This window comes from Streptomyces malaysiensis subsp. malaysiensis (assembly GCF_040653035.1).
GTDB lineage: Bacteria > Actinomycetota > Actinomycetes > Streptomycetales > Streptomycetaceae > Streptomyces > Streptomyces malaysiensis.
In genome coordinates this window covers 80,051-98,034 of record NZ_JBEZNG010000005.1, presented here as the reverse complement: position 1 = coordinate 98,034, position 17,984 = coordinate 80,051, and the positions used below count along the sequence as shown (strand labels likewise).

General features: G+C 72.0%; 15 protein-coding genes. 3 read left to right on the top strand and 12 right to left on the bottom strand.

All coding sequences use genetic code 11. The features are described from left to right. Positions 1 to 361: 361 nt before the first annotated feature. From pheA to AB0E24_RS12310, 7 genes are all read right to left on the bottom strand, one after another. Complete coding sequence (pheA, locus tag AB0E24_RS12340) at positions 362 to 1,297, bottom strand: prephenate dehydratase (protein ID WP_069861101.1); 936 nt, start codon at positions 1,295 to 1,297, stop codon at positions 362 to 364. 114 nt (positions 1,298 to 1,411) lie between these two features. Beyond that, positions 1,412 to 2,653, bottom strand: coding sequence for an iron uptake transporter deferrochelatase/peroxidase subunit (efeB, locus tag AB0E24_RS12335; RefSeq protein WP_069861099.1), 1,242 nt, complete (start codon positions 2,651 to 2,653; stop codon positions 1,412 to 1,414). Further along, positions 2,650 to 4,791, bottom strand: a complete 2,142-nt coding sequence (locus AB0E24_RS12330) for a copper resistance CopC/CopD family protein (protein ID WP_359376516.1) — start codon at positions 4,789 to 4,791, stop codon at positions 2,650 to 2,652. The genes efeB and AB0E24_RS12330 overlap by 4 nt, the downstream gene beginning before the upstream one ends. Positions 4,792 to 4,797: 6 nt before the next feature. Beyond that, positions 4,798 to 5,298, bottom strand: coding sequence for a copper chaperone PCu(A)C (locus AB0E24_RS12325; RefSeq protein ID WP_100806784.1), 501 nt, complete (start codon positions 5,296 to 5,298; stop codon positions 4,798 to 4,800). Then, positions 5,298 to 5,957: an SCO family protein gene (locus tag AB0E24_RS12320; protein ID WP_359376514.1), complete on the bottom strand. Its 660-nt coding sequence runs from the start codon at positions 5,955 to 5,957 to the stop codon at positions 5,298 to 5,300. The genes AB0E24_RS12325 and AB0E24_RS12320 overlap by 1 nt, the downstream gene beginning before the upstream one ends. 146 nt (positions 5,958 to 6,103) lie before the next feature. After that, positions 6,104 to 6,859, bottom strand: coding sequence for a YcnI family copper-binding membrane protein (locus tag AB0E24_RS12315; RefSeq protein WP_371350603.1), 756 nt, complete (start codon positions 6,857 to 6,859; stop codon positions 6,104 to 6,106). Positions 6,860 to 6,957: 98 nt separating this feature from the next. Beyond that, entirely contained in the window at positions 6,958 to 7,773 is an 816-nt protein-coding gene (locus tag AB0E24_RS12310) for a hypothetical protein (protein WP_359376511.1), read from the bottom strand. 201 nt (positions 7,774 to 7,974) lie between these two features. Between AB0E24_RS12310 and AB0E24_RS12305 the strand changes: the two genes are divergently transcribed. Further along, on the top strand, positions 7,975 to 8,478 hold the full coding sequence (locus AB0E24_RS12305) for an ATP-binding protein (protein ID WP_069861091.1): 504 nt from the start codon (positions 7,975 to 7,977) through the stop codon (positions 8,476 to 8,478). A 127-nt stretch (positions 8,479 to 8,605) separates the two neighbouring features. Here the strand turns inward: AB0E24_RS12305 and pdxR are convergent, their stop codons facing one another. Beyond that, positions 8,606 to 10,081 (bottom strand): MocR-like pyridoxine biosynthesis transcription factor PdxR, encoded by a 1,476-nt coding sequence (gene pdxR / locus AB0E24_RS12300; RefSeq protein WP_359376508.1) that lies wholly within the window; start codon positions 10,079 to 10,081, stop codon positions 8,606 to 8,608. A gap of 47 nt (positions 10,082 to 10,128) precedes the next feature. Here pdxR and AB0E24_RS12295 point away from each other — a divergent pair, with 47 nt between their 5' ends. Continuing rightward, a complete protein-coding gene (locus tag AB0E24_RS12295) occupies positions 10,129 to 10,659 on the top strand; it encodes a carboxymuconolactone decarboxylase family protein (protein ID WP_435865270.1) in 531 nt (176 codons plus the stop codon). Positions 10,660 to 10,825: 166 nt separating this feature from the next. Here the strand turns inward: AB0E24_RS12295 and AB0E24_RS12290 are convergent, their stop codons facing one another. Then, a complete protein-coding gene (locus AB0E24_RS12290; protein WP_359376506.1) occupies positions 10,826 to 12,322 on the bottom strand; it encodes an aminopeptidase P family protein in 1,497 nt (498 codons plus the stop codon). A gap of 229 nt (positions 12,323 to 12,551) precedes the next feature. Further along, complete coding sequence (locus AB0E24_RS12285) at positions 12,552 to 14,174, bottom strand: GAF domain-containing SpoIIE family protein phosphatase (RefSeq protein WP_435865278.1); 1,623 nt, start codon at positions 14,172 to 14,174, stop codon at positions 12,552 to 12,554. Positions 14,175 to 14,781: 607 nt separating this feature from the next. Here AB0E24_RS12285 and AB0E24_RS12280 point away from each other — a divergent pair. Next, entirely contained in the window at positions 14,782 to 15,456 is a 675-nt protein-coding gene (locus AB0E24_RS12280; RefSeq protein WP_069861083.1) for a bifunctional DNA primase/polymerase, read from the top strand. 626 nt (positions 15,457 to 16,082) lie between these two features. On the opposite strand, the gene AB0E24_RS12275 is transcribed toward AB0E24_RS12280, so the two are convergent. Next, complete coding sequence (locus AB0E24_RS12275; RefSeq protein WP_079258235.1) at positions 16,083 to 17,051, bottom strand: DUF5926 family protein; 969 nt, start codon at positions 17,049 to 17,051, stop codon at positions 16,083 to 16,085. Between the two features lie 156 nt (positions 17,052 to 17,207). Continuing rightward, entirely contained in the window at positions 17,208 to 17,909 is a 702-nt protein-coding gene (locus AB0E24_RS45985) for an ATP-binding protein (protein ID WP_435865269.1), read from the bottom strand. Between the last annotated feature and the right edge of the window lie 75 nt (positions 17,910 to 17,984).

Sequence of the window (17,984 nt, the reverse complement as noted above, 5' to 3'; positions counted from 1 at the left end):
AGATCTGTGGATGTCGCGGTGATCGTTTAGGTCGCCCAGGTGCTCGGCGATGGATTCCCCTATCAAACCGCGTTCACACACTCCTCAAGAGAGGAATCCCTCACTCCAAAGAGTTGATGGAGAGAATTGGGGTGACAGGTGAGGGATGTCCGGCGATGGCGGCGGATGCGCTGAATGTCATGAAAGGTCCGCCTCGCCGGATTGGTGATGTCGACTTATCCCCAGCGCGGACCATCGGCCTGTGGATAACTTTTCCGCAGCAATTCCGGCGCTCCCCGGCCTCGGACCCGCGGACGGGTGCGAGCCCCTGCGGGCGACCCGCCATGGATGGCCCGTTATGACCGCCATGGGCGGTTTCGGCTCAGGCCCGGCCGTCCTGGCAGCGGGCCAGCCACTCCGCCGCCTCCGTGAACGCCTCGTCCGAGGTCCCGTGCCGCAGCGGCGCCATCTCCTCCGCCACCACCCCCGCCTGGGGGTACGAGCCCAGGAACCGCACCTTCGGGCAGATCCGCTTCAGCCCCATCAGGGCCGAGCCCACCCGCCGGTCGGTGATGTGCCCCTCACAGTCCACCGAGAAGCAGTAGCGGCCGATGCCCTCGCCGGTCGGGCGCGATTCGATCCGCATCATGTTGACCCCGCGCGCGGAGAACTCCTGGAGCAGCTCCAGCAGCGCGCCCGGGTGGTCGTCGCCGAGCCAGATCACCACGGATGTCTTGTCCGCGCCGGTCCGGGCGGCGGGCCGGGCGGGGCGGCCGGCCAGGACGAAGCGGGTCATCGCGTTCTGCGCGTCATGGATGTCGGTGACCAGCGGCTCGAGCCCGTACGTGGCCGCCGCGAACTCGCCCGCGAACGCCGCGTCGTACCGCCCCTCCTGCACCAGCCGCGCACCGTCCGCGTTCGAGGCGGCCGACTCCCAGACGGCGTCCGGGAGGTTCGCCGCCAGCCAGTTGCGGACCTGGGGCTGGGCGACCGGATGCCCGGTCACCGTCTTGATGTCGGCGAGCGCGGTGCCCGGCCGCACCAGCAGCGCGAAGCTGATCGACAGCAGCACCTCGCGGTAGATCATCAGCGGTTCGCCGGTGGCCAGCTCGTCGAGGGTCGCGGTGACCCCGCCCTCGACCGAGTTCTCGATGGGCACCAGCGCGGCCGCCGCGGCGCCGGAGCGCACCGCGTCGAGTGCCACCGGCACGGAGACCATCGGCACCAGCTCCCGGGTGGCGGCCTCCGGCATGGACCGCAGGGCGGCCTCGGTGAAGGTGCCCTCGGGGCCGAGGTAGGCATAGCGGCTGGCCGACATCACGGTCGCTCCCTGTGATCAGACGAGACCGCCACGATACCCGCGCCCGCCCGGCCCGCCGACTCGCCTGCCGAACGCTCGGACGCGAGGGGTCAGGGGCGGCTCGTCCCTTCCCTATCCCTCCAAGAGTGCCTGACCCACGTACTCCCCCGGAGCGCAGCCCGCAGGCACCGCGAACAGCGCGCTGGTCTCGTGCCGCAGGAACCGCGAGAGATCGTCGCCCAGGTCCAGCTTCCGCTGCACCGGTACGAACCCCTTCATCGGATCCGCCTGCCAGGCGATGAAGAGCAGTCCGGCGTCCGGCGCCCCGTCGTCGCGGAAGCCGTCGTGGTACGAGAAGGGCCTGCGCAGCATCGCGGCGCCCTGGTTGGACGCTGGGGCCGCGACCCGCACATGGGCGGCGCCCGCGATGGCCAGCGAACCGTCCTCGTTGACCTTGTCGAGCCGGACCGGGGTGGTCTCCGTGCCGCCGGACAGCGGGGCGCCGTCCGACTTGCGGCGGCCGACCACCTTCTCCTGCCGCTTCAGGGAGAGGTGGTCCCAGGAGTCCAGCAGCATCCGGATGCGCCGGACGACCGCGTAGGAACCGCCCGCCATCCACGCGGGCTCGCCCTTCTCCGGTACGAAGATCCGCCGCTCGAAGTCGTCATCGGCCGGTTTGGGGTTGTTGGTGCCGTCGATCTGGCCCATGAGGTTGCGGGTGGTCATGGGGCGGTCGGTGGCGCCGGGGGTGCGGTTGAAGCCGTTCATCTGCCAGCGCGGCCGGGCCGTGTCCGCGGCCTCCCGCTGGAGTGCGCGCAGCGCGTGGAAGGCGACCAGCGCGTCATTGGCGCCGATCTGGATCCACAGATCGCCGTTGCTGCGCTTGGGGTCGAGCGCGTCCGAGACGAAGTCGGGGAGCGGAGCGAGCGCCTCCGGCAGTTGGCCGCCGAGTCCCGCCTTGCCGAAGAAGGTCCGGCCGAAGCCGAAGGTGACCGTGAGGGAGGAGGGACCGGCGTCCAGCGCGATCCCCGTGTCCTCCGGCGGGGCCTCGCCCGCCATCAGCTCCTGGGCCGTGCGCGACCAGCGGCGCAGCAGCGCGGCGGCCGCCTTACGGTTCGCACCGGGCGCCAGGTCGAAGGCGATGAGATGGCCATGGGCCTGGAGAGGGGTGGTGATACCCGGCTGGCGCCTGCCGTGGAAGGGCACGGCGGTCGCGCCCAGGGAGTTGAGGGGTTCGGGCGTGCTCCGGGTGGCCTCGGCCGCGTAGGCTCCGGCGGCTCCGCCGGCGACCAGCCCGGCCGCGCCGGCGGCGCCCGCCGAGCCCAGCAGACGCCGCCGGGAGATGCCGGACGAGGGTGCTTGCTCTGTGGTCATTGAGCGACTTTCACGTTCCTGGTCTCCGTCACCTGGTCGATGTCGGAGGTTCGTACGGTCAGGGAGAGCTGCCAGGTCCCGGCCATGGGCAGTTGGACGGTCCTGGCGCTCCAGTGTCCGGTCGAGAGGCGCTCGAGCGGGATGCGCAGCGGCCCGATCCCCTTGGACCCGAGCGTCAGCGACAGCTTGACCTCGGGCACGTCCACGGGACGGTCGGCCAGGTCGGTGGTGAAGACATGCAGCGCGTTGTCACCCGGCAGGGCGGGTTCGATCATGACCACGGCCTTGCCGCGGCCGCTCTTGGGGCCCGTGTTGTAGGGGATCAGCACGCTCACCGGGTCGACGTTCAGCCGGTCGCGGCCGGGCTGGGTGGCCGCGGCACCGGCCTGCTCGGTCTCGGCCCGGCCGGGCTGGGTGCCGCTCAGCACGGTGGCCACCGCGAGCAGCACGACGGCCACGACGGTCTCGGCGATCACCGACCGGCGCAGACCGCTGCGCTCACGGTCGGCGTCCCGCTCCCGCCGCGTGGTGGCCTTGCCCTTGGCGGCCCGCTGACGGGCGAGCTGGGCGGCGCGTACGGGATCGCCGTCGTCGGACTCCTCACCGGACTCGGCCTCACCGGACTTGGCCGCGGCCGACTTGGCCTTGGCGGACATGGCCTCGGCGGGGGTGTCGATGGCCGCGTCGGCCGCGCCGGTACGGGTCGGCTGGGCGGCCTTCACCGCTGCTGCCGTCTCGGCGTCGGTCCCGGCCTCTGCCCGCGCCTCCGTCGTGGCCTTCGCGTCCGAGGCCGCCTCCGACGCGCTCTCCGCCTCCGCCTCCGTCTCCTTTTCCGCCCCCGCCTCCGCCGTGGCATCCGTAAGGCGCCCGGTCCAGCGTCGCGAGACGGCGGCGATGCCCACGAGCACCGCCACCAGACCCACCTTGACCAGCAGCCATCGCCCGTACTCGGTGTCGGTCAGCGCGCCCCAGGAGCCCACCTGCCGCCACGACTGGTACAGCCCGGTGACCACCAGGGCGACGACCGAACCGAAGGCCAGCCGCGAGAAGCGGCGCACGGCCGCCCGCTCGATCGGCTCGCCCGCCCAGAGCGTCACCGCGAGCGAGGCGAGGCCGCCCATCCACACCCCGACCGCGATCAGATGGATCACGTCCACCGGCATGGCCAGCTGCCGCTGGAGGCCGACCGAGGCGTGCTCGGCCATCGCCCAGGTGGCGGCGAGGCCCACGGCCATCACCGTGCCGCCGAAGCCGAGCCCGAAGGCGAGGTCCTGGCGGCGGCGGGCGTCCACCTCCGCATCCCCGGAGCGGCGGGTGTACGAGCCGAAGAGGACGGCCAGGAAGATCGCCGCCGCGCCGAGCAGCAGCAGCCGGGACAGCAGCGCCGCGCCCGGTTTGGTGGACAGCACATCGCCCAGCCTGCCGAGGTCGAGGACCCCGCCGATGCCCTCGCCGTCCGTGTACGGCCCGCGCAGCAGCAACAGCAGCAGGGTGGCCGTGAAGACCGTCACCCAGCCGCCCACGGCGATCTTCCGCACCGGGCGTGAGGACCGGCAGAGCCCGGCGAACACACAGCCGCCCACGAGCGCCGCGAAACCGCCGTAGGCGGCGTACCGGCCGATCCCGTAGAGCGTGCCGACCGTGCCGTCGGACTCGCCGCCCGTGGACACCTTCGCGGTGGTCTTGGACGGGGCGCCGATGGAGAAGGTGAACGCGCCGCTCACCGGGTGGCTGTCCTCCGAGACCGCCTTCCAGGCCACCGTGTAGGTGCCGTCCGGAAGCCCGGAGTGCAGCCCGGCGGCGGCGGTCGAGGACTTGCCGCCGACATGGGCGGTCTTCCCGGTGTCCACGCGCTTGCCCTTGGGATCGAGCACGCGCACCGAGTCGCCGGAGAGCAGCACGCCCTCCGAGAAGTTCAGCGTGACCTCCCTGGGGGCGGTCTTCACCACCGAGCCGTCGGCGGGGTCGGTCGAGGTGAGCGCGGCATGCGCGGACGCGGAACTCGCGCCCACGCTCAGCGCGCACAGCAGCGCGGCGAGCAGGGTGCCGCAGATCGCCATCAGCCGCCGGGCGGTCGCGGTGGTCCGGGAGCGGGTCGCGGTGGGTCCGGCGGGGGCCAGGGAGGTCAGCGAGGGCATCGGGCGTCAGTCCTTGGGGCGGTACGTCGTGGGCTCGACCGGGACTTTGATCTCGATGGGGGCGGAGGTGGCGAAGTGAAGGGTGAAGTTGACTTTCTCACCGACCTTGGGCCGGTGGGTGAGGTTTGTCAGCATCAGATGATCTCCGCCGCTGGTCAGCTCGAGCCGGCCGTTCGCCGGGACATCGAGCGAGCTCACCTGCTTCATCCGGGTGCCCTGGGTGCTGTGCAGGGTGACCTCGGAGGCGAGTGGGGTGGTGACGGACGTCAGCTCGTCGGCGCCGCCACCGGTGTTCCGTACGGTCAGGTATCCCGCCGCCATGTCGTCCATGGGCGGCTGCGAAACGTAGGCGCCGCTCACGGACAGCTTCGGGGCGCCCTTATGGCCGGTGCCGTCCCCGCCGCCCCCGCCACCGTCGCCGCCGTCCGAGCAGGCGGCGAGCGCGGCGGACAGACCGAGGGCGAGGACCGCGGCGGCCGCCTTACGGATGCCGGGACCCGTCCTCATCACGGGTTCCGCCCCTCGATGATCTTCGGCAGGTCCTTGGCGTAGCGGTCGGCGGTGGCTTCCGTCGTGTAGATCCAGCGGGCCTTGTCGTCCTTGGGCGAGAAGCCGATCACCTCGGCGCCGTGGCTGACGGTGATGCTGCCGTCCTTCTCCTTCTTCGGCTTCTCGATATAGATGCCCAGCGGCCGCGCGGCGGCCTCGACGGTGTTGAAGTCGCCGGTCAGGCCGACGAAGTCGGTGCCGCCCTGGGCGTCGAGCCAGGACCGGATCCGCTTGGGGGTGTCCCGGGCGGGGTCGGTGCTGACGAAGACGACGCGCAGCTTCTCCCGCTCGGCCTTGGAGAGCTTCTTCACGGCGATGCCGACGTTGCTCATGGTCAGCGGGCAGACGTCGGGGCAGTGGGTGTAGCCGAAGAAGAGCAGGGTGGGCCGGCCCTTGGTCTCCTTGAGCAGGTCGTACTTCTTGTCGTCGGTGTCGGTGAGGACGAGGTCCGGCTTGGCCTTCGCCTGGTCCAGGACGATGGCCTGACCCGACTTCTGGCCGCCCTTGACCTCGGCGGCGGCGTTGTCGCCCTTGCCCCCGCCGTCCGAGCCGCCGCAGGCGCTGAGGGTGAGCGCGGCGGTGGCGACGAGCGCGGTGGCCAGGATTTTGGTGCGCATGGAGCTGTTCTCCCAGGAGAGGGGTGGATCGGTGGCGCGCGGGGGCGGCGGGCACGGGGCCCGCCGCCCCCGACGGGATCACGCGGTCGGTTCAGGACCCGCGGTCACCGGCGGTACGCGTGTGTCGTTCGGCTGGTCGTCGGTGATCAGGCGGAACGGCGGCGGCTGGCGACCACGCCGAAGGCGACACCGGCGGCGCCGATGACGATGCCCGCGATGCCCAGCACCCGGGCGGTGGTGTCGCTGCCGTCCTTGTCGTCCGAGGCGTCCTCGGAGGCGGAATTCTCGGCTCCGGCCTTCTCGGAGTCCTTGCCCTGCCCCTGTCCGGAGGCCGCGGCGGCGTCCTGGCCGTCCGAGCCCTTGGCCGGGGCGACCAGCTTGAGCACCGGTGCCGGGTTCTCGGGTTCGGCGGCGCCCTCCTGGGGCTCCTCGATCCAGCGCACGACCTCCTTGTTGTCGTACGTCTGGAGCGCCTTGAAGACGAGCTGGTCGGCGTCCTCGGGCAGCTGGCCGACCGAGAGCGGGAACTGCTGGAACGTCCCCGGCTCGATCTTTCCGCCGGTCCAGGTGACCTTGGTGACCGCCTCGTTGATCTTCTCGCCGTGCATCTCCATGGGCTTGGCGAGCTTGGACTTGGTGACCTTGACGTCCCACCCGGGCACCGGCTGGGGCATCACCGAGGCGAGCGGGTGGTCGGCGGGCAGGTTCACCTCGAGCTTGACGGTGGAGGAGTCGTCGCGCTCGTTGGGCACCTTGAAGTTGATGGTGCTGTAGCCGCCCTTCTCGGCCTGGCCGGGCTGCACGCTGACGTGCGCGAAGGCCGGGCCCGCGGTGAGCAGCACCAGGCCGCCCGCGGTGAGGGCTCCGATGACCGGCAGACGGCGAAGACGCATGGCGTTCATGTCAACACTCCAGGAAGACAGGAATGAGCAGATGGGTGGGCGCGCGTGCGGCGACGTCGCGGCCACCCTCCGGTCCCGCTGGAGGAGCGTCGCGTCGGTCAGGCCGCCAGGTCGCAGGCCGGTGGTCCCCGTCTGATCACGCTGTGCTGGAGGACCAGGGCCGTCGTCCCGCCCTCGTCCCGCTCGGCCGTGCGCGGACGGCGCGGCCCGCCGTAAGGCGCCGCCGAAGGGGCCAGAAGCACCCTGACGAGCTTCAGGGCGGCCCGCAGCGCCCGTACGAGCGCGGCCTCCGCGACGCCCCGGGCCCCGTCCACCGACAGCCGCACCGCCCGCCATACGGCTGCCTCGCCCCGGCGCAGCAGCCAGCCGATGGCCAGCGCGGCCAGCAGATGGCCCAGGGTCATGGGCAGCGACGGCAGCAGGCTCTCCATCCCCGCCGCCCGCTCCACCGGGGCGGTGGCCGCCGGCATGGCGTGCGCGCCGTGCGAGGCGGACGGGTCGATGCCCGCGTGCGCCACGATCCGGTGGGCCGTCGCGGCGTCGAGCCGCCCGGGGCCCGATGCGCACAGCAGCCTGGCGGCCAGGCCGATCACATGGCCCTGGGCGGCGTCGGCCCGATGGGCGGCCTCCTCGGCGGCCGCCGCCCGGTCCTGCCCGAGCGCGAAGAGCGTGTGCAGCGCGAGCTGCCCGGTGGCCAGCAGGAGCGCGATCCCGGGCAGCGACCGCTCCCGCCCGGCCAGCGACAGCGCCACCGTGAACATCGCAGCGCAGCCCACGCCCAGCGTCCACAGCGGCACGGTCGCGCAGGACCCCAGCACATGCCCCGCCGCGGACAGCACGACGCAGACCGCGGTGAACACCGCGGCCCGCAGCATTCGCAGATCGGCGCCGGCACGGGCGACTGGGGAAGCCATGGCCGCGCCATCATCCCACCGGGGGGCCGCGTTACCTACAGGGGGTGGGGCGTACCGGCGCACACCGGGACAGGCCCATACACCGGTTCGCGCATCGAGCGCGTCCGCCGAATGAGCGGAGTCACGTTGATAAGACGCTTACGGACCATGGACCCAGGCAATACGTAACGGTATGTCGAGCCGCGGCCGGGAGGCTGGAGCATGAGCATCTGGTGGTCACTCCATTTGCCCCGCGAGGCGGCGAGCGTTCCGCTCGCACGACGACTGCTCCTCGGCACCATGGAGACGGCCGGAGTCGATCCGGAGATCTCCTACGATCTGTCGGTCGCCCTCTCCGAAGCGTGTGCGAACGCGGTGGAGCACGGGGGCCGCGACGGCGCGGGCGGGGATTATCGAGTCACGGCCTATATCGACGGCGACACCTGCCGTATCGAGGTCACCGACTCCGGTCCCGGCTTCGCCGGACGCGGCACCGTCCGCCGTGGGGCACGTACCCGGAGCGAGCGGCGTCCGGCGGGTCCGCCGAGACCGCAGCAGCCGCGCAGTCCGGCTCCGCCACAGGCGGAGCACGGGCGGGGGCTCTTTCTCATCGAGGCCCTCACCGACCATGTCCGCTACCGCGACCGTCCGGGCCGCGGTGGGGTGGTGGTGAGCTTCGACAAGATCCTCAAGTGGCGTGAAGGGGCGCTGCTCAAGGCGTCGTAGGCGCGTCACGGTCCTTCAGGAACCTCAACCTCGACCTCAGCAAGACCGGCGACCTCAGCGACCTCATCGGGCTCAGCGGGATTCAGCGAGCCGGGGAAGCGCGGGAGGAGTCAGGAAGCTCAAGGAGTCAGGCGGCCGTCTGTTCGGGCGGCAGAGCGCGGCACAGCGCGTCCAGCGCCCCCGCGAAGGAGTGTTCGGGCGGGGTCGCGTAGCCCACCACGAGCCCGTCGAGACGCGGTGTGGTGGCCTCCGGGTGGCGGTAGCCGCCGAGGCCGTCGAGCGCCAGCCCCTGCCAGGCGGCGGCGCGGAGTGCGGACCGCTCGGTGCCGGGCGGCAGCTCCAGGACCGCGTGCAGACCGGCCGCGATCCCCGAGACCCGGATATGGGGCGCGTGTTCGGCCAGGGCCGCCACGAGCTGATCGCGCCGACGGCGGTAGTGCTGGCGCATACGGCGCACATGGCGGTCGTATCCGCCCGATTCCATGAAGTCCGCGAGGGTCAGCTGGTCGAGGACGCCGGTCCATCCCTCACGCTCCCCCTTGACGGCCAGCAGACGGTCGACCAGATGGTCCGGCAGCACCATCCAGCCCAGCCGCAGGGCCGGGGAGAGGCTCTTGCTGACCGAGCCGAGGTAGACCACCCGGTCGGGGTCGAGCCCCTGGACGGCACCCACCGGGCGGCGGTCGTAGCGGAACTCCCCGTCGTAGTCGTCCTCCAGGACCAGACCGCCGCTCTCCCGCGCCCAGGCCACCGCCGCGGCCCGCCGCCCGGGGTGCAGCGGACCGCCGGTGGGGAACTGGTGGGCGGGGGTGAGCAGGGCCGCCCGTACGCCGTCGAGGTCGGCCAGTCCATCCGTAAGGGCGCCATCGGCGTCCAGCGGAAGCGGGACCGTACGGATCCCGGCGGATCTGAGAAGCGAGCGGTGGAAGGCCAGCCCGTAGGACTCGACGGCCATCCGTGGCCGCGTCAGCCGGGTCTCGCCCAGCAGCCGCAGCGCATGCGCGAACCCCGAGCAGACGACGATCCGCTCGGGGTCGGTGCGCACGCCACGGGCGCGGGCCAGATAGTCGGCCAGGGCGCGGCGCAGCTCCGGGCGGCCGCGCGGATCGCCGGGGCCGAACGCCTCGTTGGGCGCGGCGGTCAGGGCGCGGCGGGCCGAGGCGAGCCAGGCGGCGCGGGGGAAGGAGGCGGCGTCCGGCTGGCCCTGGAGCAGGCTGTGCACCGGACGCGGGGCCGGCCGGGGCCCGCGGCGGCCGCCGGTCGGCAGGGGCGGCTGCCCGCCGCGCGCCCGGCGGGCCGCGCGCCGCCCGGGCGAGGGCGGTGCGGGACGGGACGCCACCCGGGTCCCGGAGCCCTGGCGGGCGGTGAGCCAGCCCTCGGCGACCAGCTCGGCGTAGGCGTCGGCGACCGTGTTCCGGGCGATGCCCAGGTCGGCGGCGAGAGAACGGTAAGGCGGCAGCCGGGTGTCCGGGGCGAGCCGCCCGTCGCGGATGGCCTCGCGCAGCGCGGCCATCAGAGCGGTCCTGCGGCTGCCCGCGCGGGTGAGCTCCAGATGGAGGTCACTGCCGAGGATCTCCGCCGAATTGACCCATGAATCCGCCATGAAAATGCACCCTACAGAGGGTCGCTTAGCGGCCTAATTTCATCCCCATGACGACTTCGGCGACGACCACAGCGACGATGGCGGGGACGACGGCCGGGACGATGACCGCCGAGACGGTGACGACGGCGCGCGAGACCGGGCGGGTCGACTTCGCGAAGGCCGCCCCCAAGGCGTTCAAGGCGCTGATCAGCCTGGACGCGGCCGCCCGCGAGGGGCTGGACCCGGCCCTGGTGGAGCTGGTGCAGATCCGCTCCTCCCAGCTCAACAACTGCGCCTACTGCCTCCATATGCACACCACCGACGCCCATGAGGCGGGCGAGAGCAACGAGCGCATCGCCCTGGCGGGCGTCTGGGAGGAGGCCGGGAAGGCCGGGTTCTACACCGAGAAGGAGCAGGCCGCCCTGGCGTTCACCGAGGCGGTCACGCTGCTGCCCGGCGGCGTCCCGGACGCGGTCTACGAGCGGGCCGCCCGGCACTTCGAGGAGCGGGAGCTGGCTCAGCTCATCGCCCTCATCTTCACGATCAACTCCTGGAACCGGATCGCGGTGACCACCCGCAAGGTGCCGGGGCAGGACTGAGAGCGGCCGGACAGGACTGAGAGCGGCCAAGGCAGGCCCGAGAACGACCAGGGAGGGCCCGAGAACGGCCGGTGCCGGACCGGGAAGGGCCCGAGAACGAACCGTGGGGAGCGGCGCCGCCGCTCCCCACAGTGCCTCCCATGCGATCAGGCGATGAGCCGCCGCCTCAGGCGGTGAGGCGGGCCATCCACGCCTCGACGTCGTCCGCGGTCCGCGGCAGCGCGGCCGACAGCACGCGGTTGCCGTCCTCCGTCACCAGGACGTCGTCCTCGATCCGGACGCCGATGCCCCGGTACTCCTCGGGCACGGTCAGATCGTCGGCCTGGAAGTACAGCCCCGGCTCGACCGTCAGGCACATCCCGGGCTCCAGGGTGCCGTCCACATAGGTCTCGGTGCGGGCCACGGCGCAGTCGTGGACGTCCATGCCGAGCATGTGGCCGGTGCCGTGCAGGGTCCAGCGGCGCTGGAGCCCCAGTTCGAGTACCCGCTCCACCGGGCCCTCGACCAGGCCCCATTCGACCAGCTTGGTGGCGAGGACGCGCTGGGCGGCGTCGTGGAAGTCGCGGTACTTCGCGCCCGGCCGGACCGCGGCGATGCCCGCCTCCTGCGCCTCGTACACCGCCTCGTAGATCTGACGCTGCACCGGGCTGTAGGTGCCGTTCACGGGCAGTGTGCGGGTCACATCGGCGGTGTAGAGGGTGGTGGTCTCCACGCCCGCGTCCAGGAGCAGCAGATCGCCGGAGCGGACCGGGCCGTCGTTGCGGACCCAGTGCAGGGTGGTGGCGTGGGCGCCCGAGGCGCAGATGCTGCCGTAGCCGATGTCGTTGCCCTCGACCCGGGCCCGAAGGAAGAACGTTCCTTCGATATAGCGCTCCGATGTGGCCTGTGCCTTGTCCAGGACCTTGACGACGTCCTCGAAGCCACGGACCGTCGAGTCCACGGCCGCCTGGAGCTGACCGACCTCGAACTCGTCCTTGACCAGGCGCTGCTCGCTGAGGAAGACCCGCAGCTCCTCGTCGCGCTCACCGGTGACCTTGTCGGTCAGGGCGGCCTCCAGCCCGGCGTCGTGACCGCGCACGATACGGACCGGGCCGGTGGCGTCCGTGAGCTCGTCGGCCAGCTTGCGGACGTCCTTGGCGGGCAGGCCCAGCCGCTTCTCGGCCTCCGTAAGGCTGAGCCGGCGGCCGACCCACAGCTCGCCATGGCCGTCCAGCCAGAACTCGCCGTTCTCCCGGTTGGAGCGCGGCAGCACATACAGCGTCGCGGTGTGGCCACCGCTCGCCTCGGGCTCCAGCACCAGCACACCGTCCTCGGTCTGGTCGCCGGTGAGGTACGCGTACTCGGTCGAGGCGCGGAAGCTGTAGTCCGTGTCGTTGGAGCGGGTGCGGAGATTGCCCGCGGGGATGACCAGGCGCTCGCCGGGGAAGCGCGCGGAGAGCGCGACACGGCGGCGGGCGGTGTGCGGAGCCTGCTCGACGGGCTCCAGATCGTGCAGCTCGGTGTCCGCCCAGCCGGACTTCATGTTCTCGGCGAGCTCGTCGGAAACGCCTGGGTAGAGGCCGTTCTTCCGCTGCTTGATGGGCTCCTCGCCTTCCGGGGTCTCCGGGGCTTCTGGAGTGGGCTCCTCGGTCACGTCATCCTCCTCGAACTGGACCCCTCCCATGGTATGTGCGGGCGCCCGACGGCAGGGAGGGCCCATGGCACCGGGTGACCATGGCTCCGACCGAGGCCGTGGTCCCGCTCCGGCCTCGGTCCACGCGGGCCATGAATCAGGTACGAACCACTGGACGAGTGGACGAGCCGTTCAAACGACAGCCATAAGACGAGCCGTTCGAACGGCGGCCAAGGAGACGCGCCGTTCAACGGCGGCCAATGAGACGAGCCGCCGTGCATCAGTCGAAGTGGGCCACGAGCAGGACGAGGTCCTCGGTGCCGTCCTCCGAGGCCCGCCCCACGGAGGCCGCGAGGCCATCGGGGAGGACCATACGGAGCACATGGTCGGCGAAGGCGTCCGGATCGCCGCGCACGCCCCTGGGAGCGCTCGCCGCGGCCGTGTGCAGCCGGTTGAAGGCCCGGTCCATCGGCTCCCCCGTACGGTGGAGCAGCCCGTCGCTGTAGAGGAGGAGGGTCTCTCCGGAGGACGGCTCGATCTCGACACTGGGCGCCTCCCAGCACGAGAGCATCCCCAGCGGCGCGGACAGCGTGGTCTCCACGAACTCGGTGCGCCGCTGCCCGGTGAGCAGCGGCGGGCAGTGCCCGGCCCCGGCCAGCACCACCTTGCGCGTCCCGGGCTCGCAGTAGGCGAAGAGGGCGGTCGCGGAGCGGGCGGGCTCGGTGAGCCGCAGCAGCAGCTCCAGATCGGACAGGACGGCGACCGGGTCCTCGCCCTCCATCACCGCGTACGCCCGCAGCGAGGCCCGCAGCCGCCCCATGGCGACCACGGCGCTGGGCCCGGAGCCGGTGACCCCGCCCACGGATAGCCCGAGCGCCCCGTCCGGCAGCGGCAGCGCGTCGTACCAGTCCCCGCCGCCGTGCGGACCGGGGTGGTGGCGGACGGCCAGGCGCACCCCGGGGACCCGGGGCAGCCGGGTGGGCAGCAACTCCTCCTGCACGGTCGCGACGGTCGCGCGGGCGCGGGAGAGCTCGATCAGCCGGGTGATGTGCGCGGCGGCGTATTGGCAGTACAGGCCCACGAGATGGCGCTGGCGCTCCGCGGGCTCGGCGGGCTCGTCATAGAGCCAGGCGACTCCGCCGAGCCGCCCTGAGGGGCCGCCGGCGCCCATGGCGGCGGCGATGCCGGGCGGGGCCGCGGCGGGCGGCGCGACGCGCCCGTGGCCCGCTCCGGTGCCGCTGGTGGCGTTCGGGGAGCTCGCCGCGCCGGGGGGCGGATGGCCGCCCGCGCCCGCGGAGCAGCCGGCGCCATGGGCGTCGGCACCGGGGGCGGGCGCCGGGATGGCAGTGAGGCCGGGCGTGGGGACGGCGGTGAGACCGGGCGCGGTACACGGGCCGGTCCGGCACGGGTCGAGCGGCACCGCGTAGCTCGCGGAGAAACCGAGCCGTGCGGCCACCTCGCGGTGGCGCGGGTCGAGATCGGCCTCGCCGGCGATATCGGGGTGTGTCACATCGGCACGCCGGTCACCGTCCGGCTCGGGCAGCCCGTCGAGGAGATGGCCGGCGGAGGCGGAGCCGCGCGGGATGGTCTCGATCTGGCCGAGGTCGGCGTGGCCGAGACCGAGCCCCACGGTGGTCACCGGGCCGAGCCCGTCGGCCGGTTCGAGCGCCACCAGTCCGCGCTGGGCGCCGACCAGGGCCGCGCCCGCGCGCAGCAGTTCGCGCAGCGCCTCGTCGAGCGTGTCGGTCCGGACCAGCCGCTCCGTGAGCTCATGAAGGGTCGTGAGATCCGACACCCAGCTCGCGAGCCGGTCCTGGACACCGGAGTTGGGCGCCGCCAGGGGCGGAGTGACGGGGTCCGCAGTTTGCGTGGGCGAGGGGAGGGAAGGATCGATTCCAGCCACTTTCGGCGCGTGGGGCGAGTTCATGGCCCGCTGCCTCCGCCCACCGCGTCCGGCTCGCTCAATAGCATCGCAAACCCCCTGTCGTGCTGCGCCGCTACTGTGCCGCTACTGTCTCCAGATGTACACGGAGCGGAGATGCGATGTCCAGCATCGTCCCGGTGGTCTTGTTGGTGTCTGGGGGGAATTGAACTTGGCCGAAAAAAAGCCATTACGCTGTACCTTCGAGGTCGACTGACGTCATTCGACAGCGCGTCGTCTCCACCGCGGCGGGTACACATTCGGAGAGGGGCAGGGGCAGTTCGGATCGCCCCGGAACCCCGCGGCCGGTCCAGGCGTCATAGACCACAACGGCCGCGCCCATCCCCGAGTGGCGAGGAAAAGCACCAACCGGACGGCAAGCGCCATGCGCGCGCCACCCCTCGCCACGTTCCACGCTCGGCCTGCGGCATGATGCGCTGCCTTGTACGCGCAGTGACTTGTGATCCACCTGCTGTGACGGGCCGAACGATGCCGGACAGCGCCACGTAGTGCTCAAGTGAAGTGCCATCTGAAGTGCGATGTAGTGCGACGGACAGCCCTCGGCGTTAACGGAAAGGAACGAGCGCTCATGCGCGAGATCCTCGGAAGGCGACGCAAGTTCTCGCTGCGGCGCGGCGCGCGGTCGCCGCTGCTGCGTGCGGCGCTCACCTGCGCCACCGAGTGGCAGTGGCCTGTGGTCCCCGGCGTCGGACTCCGGTCCGGCGGCGGTCGGCCGCGGGTATGCGGCTGCCCCGACCCGGAATGTGCGGTTCCGGGCGGTCACCCGTTTGATCCTGTTCTCCTTGCTGCCACCACCGACGAGCGCATGGTGCGCTGGTGGTGGAGCAACCGCCCCTCCGCTCCCCTCCTCCTGGCCACCGGCGGCCGCGCGCCCTGCGCGGTGAGCCTGCCGGCGGTCGCCGGGGCGCGGGCGCTGGCGGTCTTCGACCGGGCCGGAGTGCGGCTCGGCCCGGTGGTCGCCACGCCCACCCGCTGGTCGCTGCTGGTGGAGCCGTACTCCCTCGAGGACCTCGGCGAGCTGCTGCACCAGCAGGACTGGGTGCCCAGCTCGCTGCGGTTCCACGGAGAAGGCGGCTATGTGGTGCTGCCGCCGTCCCAGACGGGCCTCGGACGGGTGCGCTGGGAGCGGCCGCCGCTGCGCCGCTCCGGGCAGCCCTGGCTGCCTCAGGTGGCCACAGTGGTGAACGCCTTGGTCGAGGCGAGCACCAGTGCGCCCGACGGGGGCAGCCGGCTCGCCTACTGAGGGCGGGCCCCGGGTGCGGGGGTTCGGGGGCCGCTGAGCGCGAGGCTCAGGGGCGTTGTGCGGGCTCGGAGGCGGGCTCGACGTTGGAACTCGGAAACGGGCCCGGAGGCCGGGGAGGCGACTTCCCGGGCTCCGGGCCCGGCGTTTCCGGGGGGCACGGCCGCACGGGGCTCCGTGGGCGGCCTGTGCGGCGTACAGAGCTTTTCCGGGGTGGCGTACAGAGCTTTTTCCGGTGTACGGAACTCCGCGGCCCGGGCGCTCGGCTTCAGGACTTTCTCCGGGGCCGGAGCCCCCGTGCTTCGGGTTCGCTCTCGGTGCCGGTGCCGGTGCCGGTGCCGGTCGCGGGCCCGGTTCCGGAAGCAACTCCCGCGGTGCCGCGGTCAGTTGGTCCGTACCTTGTCGGCCGTCCCGCGTCGCCGTCCGGACGCGGACGCCGAGCGGACATGGAAGCGCCCGGTCGCTGGCGACGGGGGATGCACCAGCGACCGGGCTTTTAGAACCGTAACAAGAGATCGGCTGTTAGCAAATTCGATCGCGGATTTCCGGACGTCTATTTGCAGGGCGTAACAGTCAGTTGTGAGCAGCGTCACGTACTCCGGAGGCGCCCGCCACTCGTCCGGCTACCCTCAGCTCAGCGTCACCTGACGGTTGGTGAGACCGCCCCGGGCGCGGCGCTGCTCGGGCGTCAGCGGGGTGTCGGAGGCGAGGGCCTCCGCGAGCCGCTCGGCGAGGTCCACGGCCGGCTTCTCGGTGTCCTCGGCGCTCATCCCGAGCGGCAGATCCCATACCGGCACCGTGAGCCCATGGGCCCGGAAGGAGCCCACCAGCCGGGTGTTCTCGCCGAGCGAGGAGGCGCCCGCGGCGTGCAGCCGGGCCAGCGCGTCCAGCAGCTTCTCCTCGGGGTGGGACATCACCCAGCGCAGGTGGTTCTTCTCCGGCGTCCGGCACCAGTAGGCCGCCTCCACGCCGGTGAGCCGGGCGGTGGGGATCGCGGCCGCGTTGGCCCGTTCCAGGGACGCGGCGACCTCTCCGGTCGCGTTCGCGGCGTCCTCGAGCCAGAACTCGAAACCCTCGTGCAGGGTCGGCGAGAAAGTGCCCTTCGGGTCGAGCAGATCCTGGAGTCGCGGACCGTCGCCCGGGGCCCGCTCGGCGGTCACCGGAGTGCCCGGTTCGGCGATCAGCGCCCGGCGCAGGGTGTCGGCCAGGTCGCGGCTGATGTCGCCGGAGGGCGTGTCGTTCTGGAGGCCGACCAGCACGGTGCCGTTGTCGCGGCGCAGCGCGGGCCACGCCATGGGCAGCACGGTCGCCAGGGTCACCGACGGAACCCCCTCGGGCAGCCCCTCGGCGAGGGTGAGCTCGACGGTCGCGGCGGGCACCAGCTCGCGCAGGGCCACCCAGTCGCATTCGCCGGGGAGCCCCTCGAAGGGGCGCTGCACCAGCTCGGTGACGGCGTGTGCGGCTTCCCTGCCGTGACAGGCTTTGTAGCGACGGCCCGAGCCGCACGGGCACGGCTCCCGCGCGCCCACCACAGGGATCTCGCCGGTGGCAACCTGTGGGCCTGTGGCCTTCGTCTGGGGGCGGCGCTTCTTGGCCATGGTGAGGCTGTCTCCCGATCGTGCGGCTCAGGGCTTGCTCGTACGCCCGTGACGGTCTGCGTACGGCCGCGGCGGTGCTCTTACGGCGCGTACGACTGGTACGGGCGCGAGCCTAGCCCTTTGGCCGAACCACGTCGGCTCCATGAGCCGCGTCGGCTACGCGAGCTCGTCCAGATCGGCGAAGTCCAGCTCGCGATCGAAATCGGGGTCGATGTTCGCCTCTATGTTCGAGCCCAAGTTCGAGCCGAGATTCGCCCCGAGATTCGTGCCGAGGTTCGGGTCGAGACCGGCTTCGAGATGGGGCCCCAGAGTCGCCCCGAGGTTCGTCTCGAGATTCGCGTCGAGGCTCGGACGCAGCCCGGAGGCCAGCCCCGCACCCAGGTCGGGGGAGATGTCCGAGGGAATCGTGACGCGATGGGCGAAATCATCATCAGGTGGAAGAAGGGCCCATACGGTGACCTCGCCAATGTCGTCCCGCACGCCCCAGTCCTCGGCCAGCGACGTGATGATGTTCAGTCCGCGGCCGCCGCGTGCGGTCACCGAGGGATTGGCCGGAAGTGGCCTTGTTGGCCCTCCGCCGTCCGTCACCTCGACCGTCAACCGGTCGTCCTCGTCGACACTCCATGCAGCCCGAACCGTGGCCCCATCATGGCCGGAACGCCAAGGGCGGCCATGTCGCCATGCGTTGCTGAGTAGTTCTGAAAGGATCAATACAGCGTCGTCTATGACCGAATCCGATACCCCAGTCCTGCCCAAATCCACACGCATCCGCTGTCTTGCCGCGCGGACGCCCGCAGGACCATGGGGTACGGCCATGGTCGACGACGTCGGCACCTGCCGTGCCACCACCAACGCCACCCCCGAGACCTCCTTAGCCCCACGCCACGGGATGAATGCCCCGCGGCGCTGGAGCGGAAACCGGCCAAGTGGCAT

Bases quoted from the DNA above. Each gene is read 5' to 3' on its own strand.
- AB0E24_RS12295 (WP_435865270.1), top strand. From the start codon at position 10,129: ATGACGACTTCGGCGACGACCACAGCGACGATGGCGGGGACGACGGCC.
- AB0E24_RS12320 (WP_359376514.1), bottom strand. From the start codon at position 5,957: ATGCGCACCAAAATCCTGGCCACCGCGCTCGTCGCCACCGCCGCGCTC.
- AB0E24_RS12275 (WP_079258235.1), bottom strand. From the start codon at position 17,051: ATGGCCAAGAAGCGCCGCCCCCAGACGAAGGCCACAGGCCCACAGGTT.
- AB0E24_RS12315 (WP_371350603.1), bottom strand. From the start codon at position 6,859: ATGAACGCCATGCGTCTTCGCCGTCTGCCGGTCATCGGAGCCCTCACC.
- AB0E24_RS12330 (WP_359376516.1), bottom strand. From the start codon at position 4,791: ATGCCCTCGCTGACCTCCCTGGCCCCCGCCGGACCCACCGCGACCCGC.
- pheA (WP_069861101.1), bottom strand. From the start codon at position 1,297: ATGTCGGCCAGCCGCTATGCCTACCTCGGCCCCGAGGGCACCTTCACC.
- AB0E24_RS12290 (WP_359376506.1), bottom strand. From the start codon at position 12,322: ATGGGAGGGGTCCAGTTCGAGGAGGATGACGTGACCGAGGAGCCCACT.
- AB0E24_RS12305 (WP_069861091.1), top strand. From the start codon at position 7,975: ATGAGCATCTGGTGGTCACTCCATTTGCCCCGCGAGGCGGCGAGCGTT.
- AB0E24_RS12310 (WP_359376511.1), bottom strand. From the start codon at position 7,773: ATGGCTTCCCCAGTCGCCCGTGCCGGCGCCGATCTGCGAATGCTGCGG.
- AB0E24_RS12280 (WP_069861083.1), top strand. From the start codon at position 14,782: ATGCGCGAGATCCTCGGAAGGCGACGCAAGTTCTCGCTGCGGCGCGGC.
- pdxR (WP_359376508.1), bottom strand. From the start codon at position 10,081: ATGGCGGATTCATGGGTCAATTCGGCGGAGATCCTCGGCAGTGACCTC.
- AB0E24_RS12325 (WP_100806784.1), bottom strand. From the start codon at position 5,298: ATGAGGACGGGTCCCGGCATCCGTAAGGCGGCCGCCGCGGTCCTCGCC.
- efeB (WP_069861099.1), bottom strand. From the start codon at position 2,653: ATGACCACAGAGCAAGCACCCTCGTCCGGCATCTCCCGGCGGCGTCTG.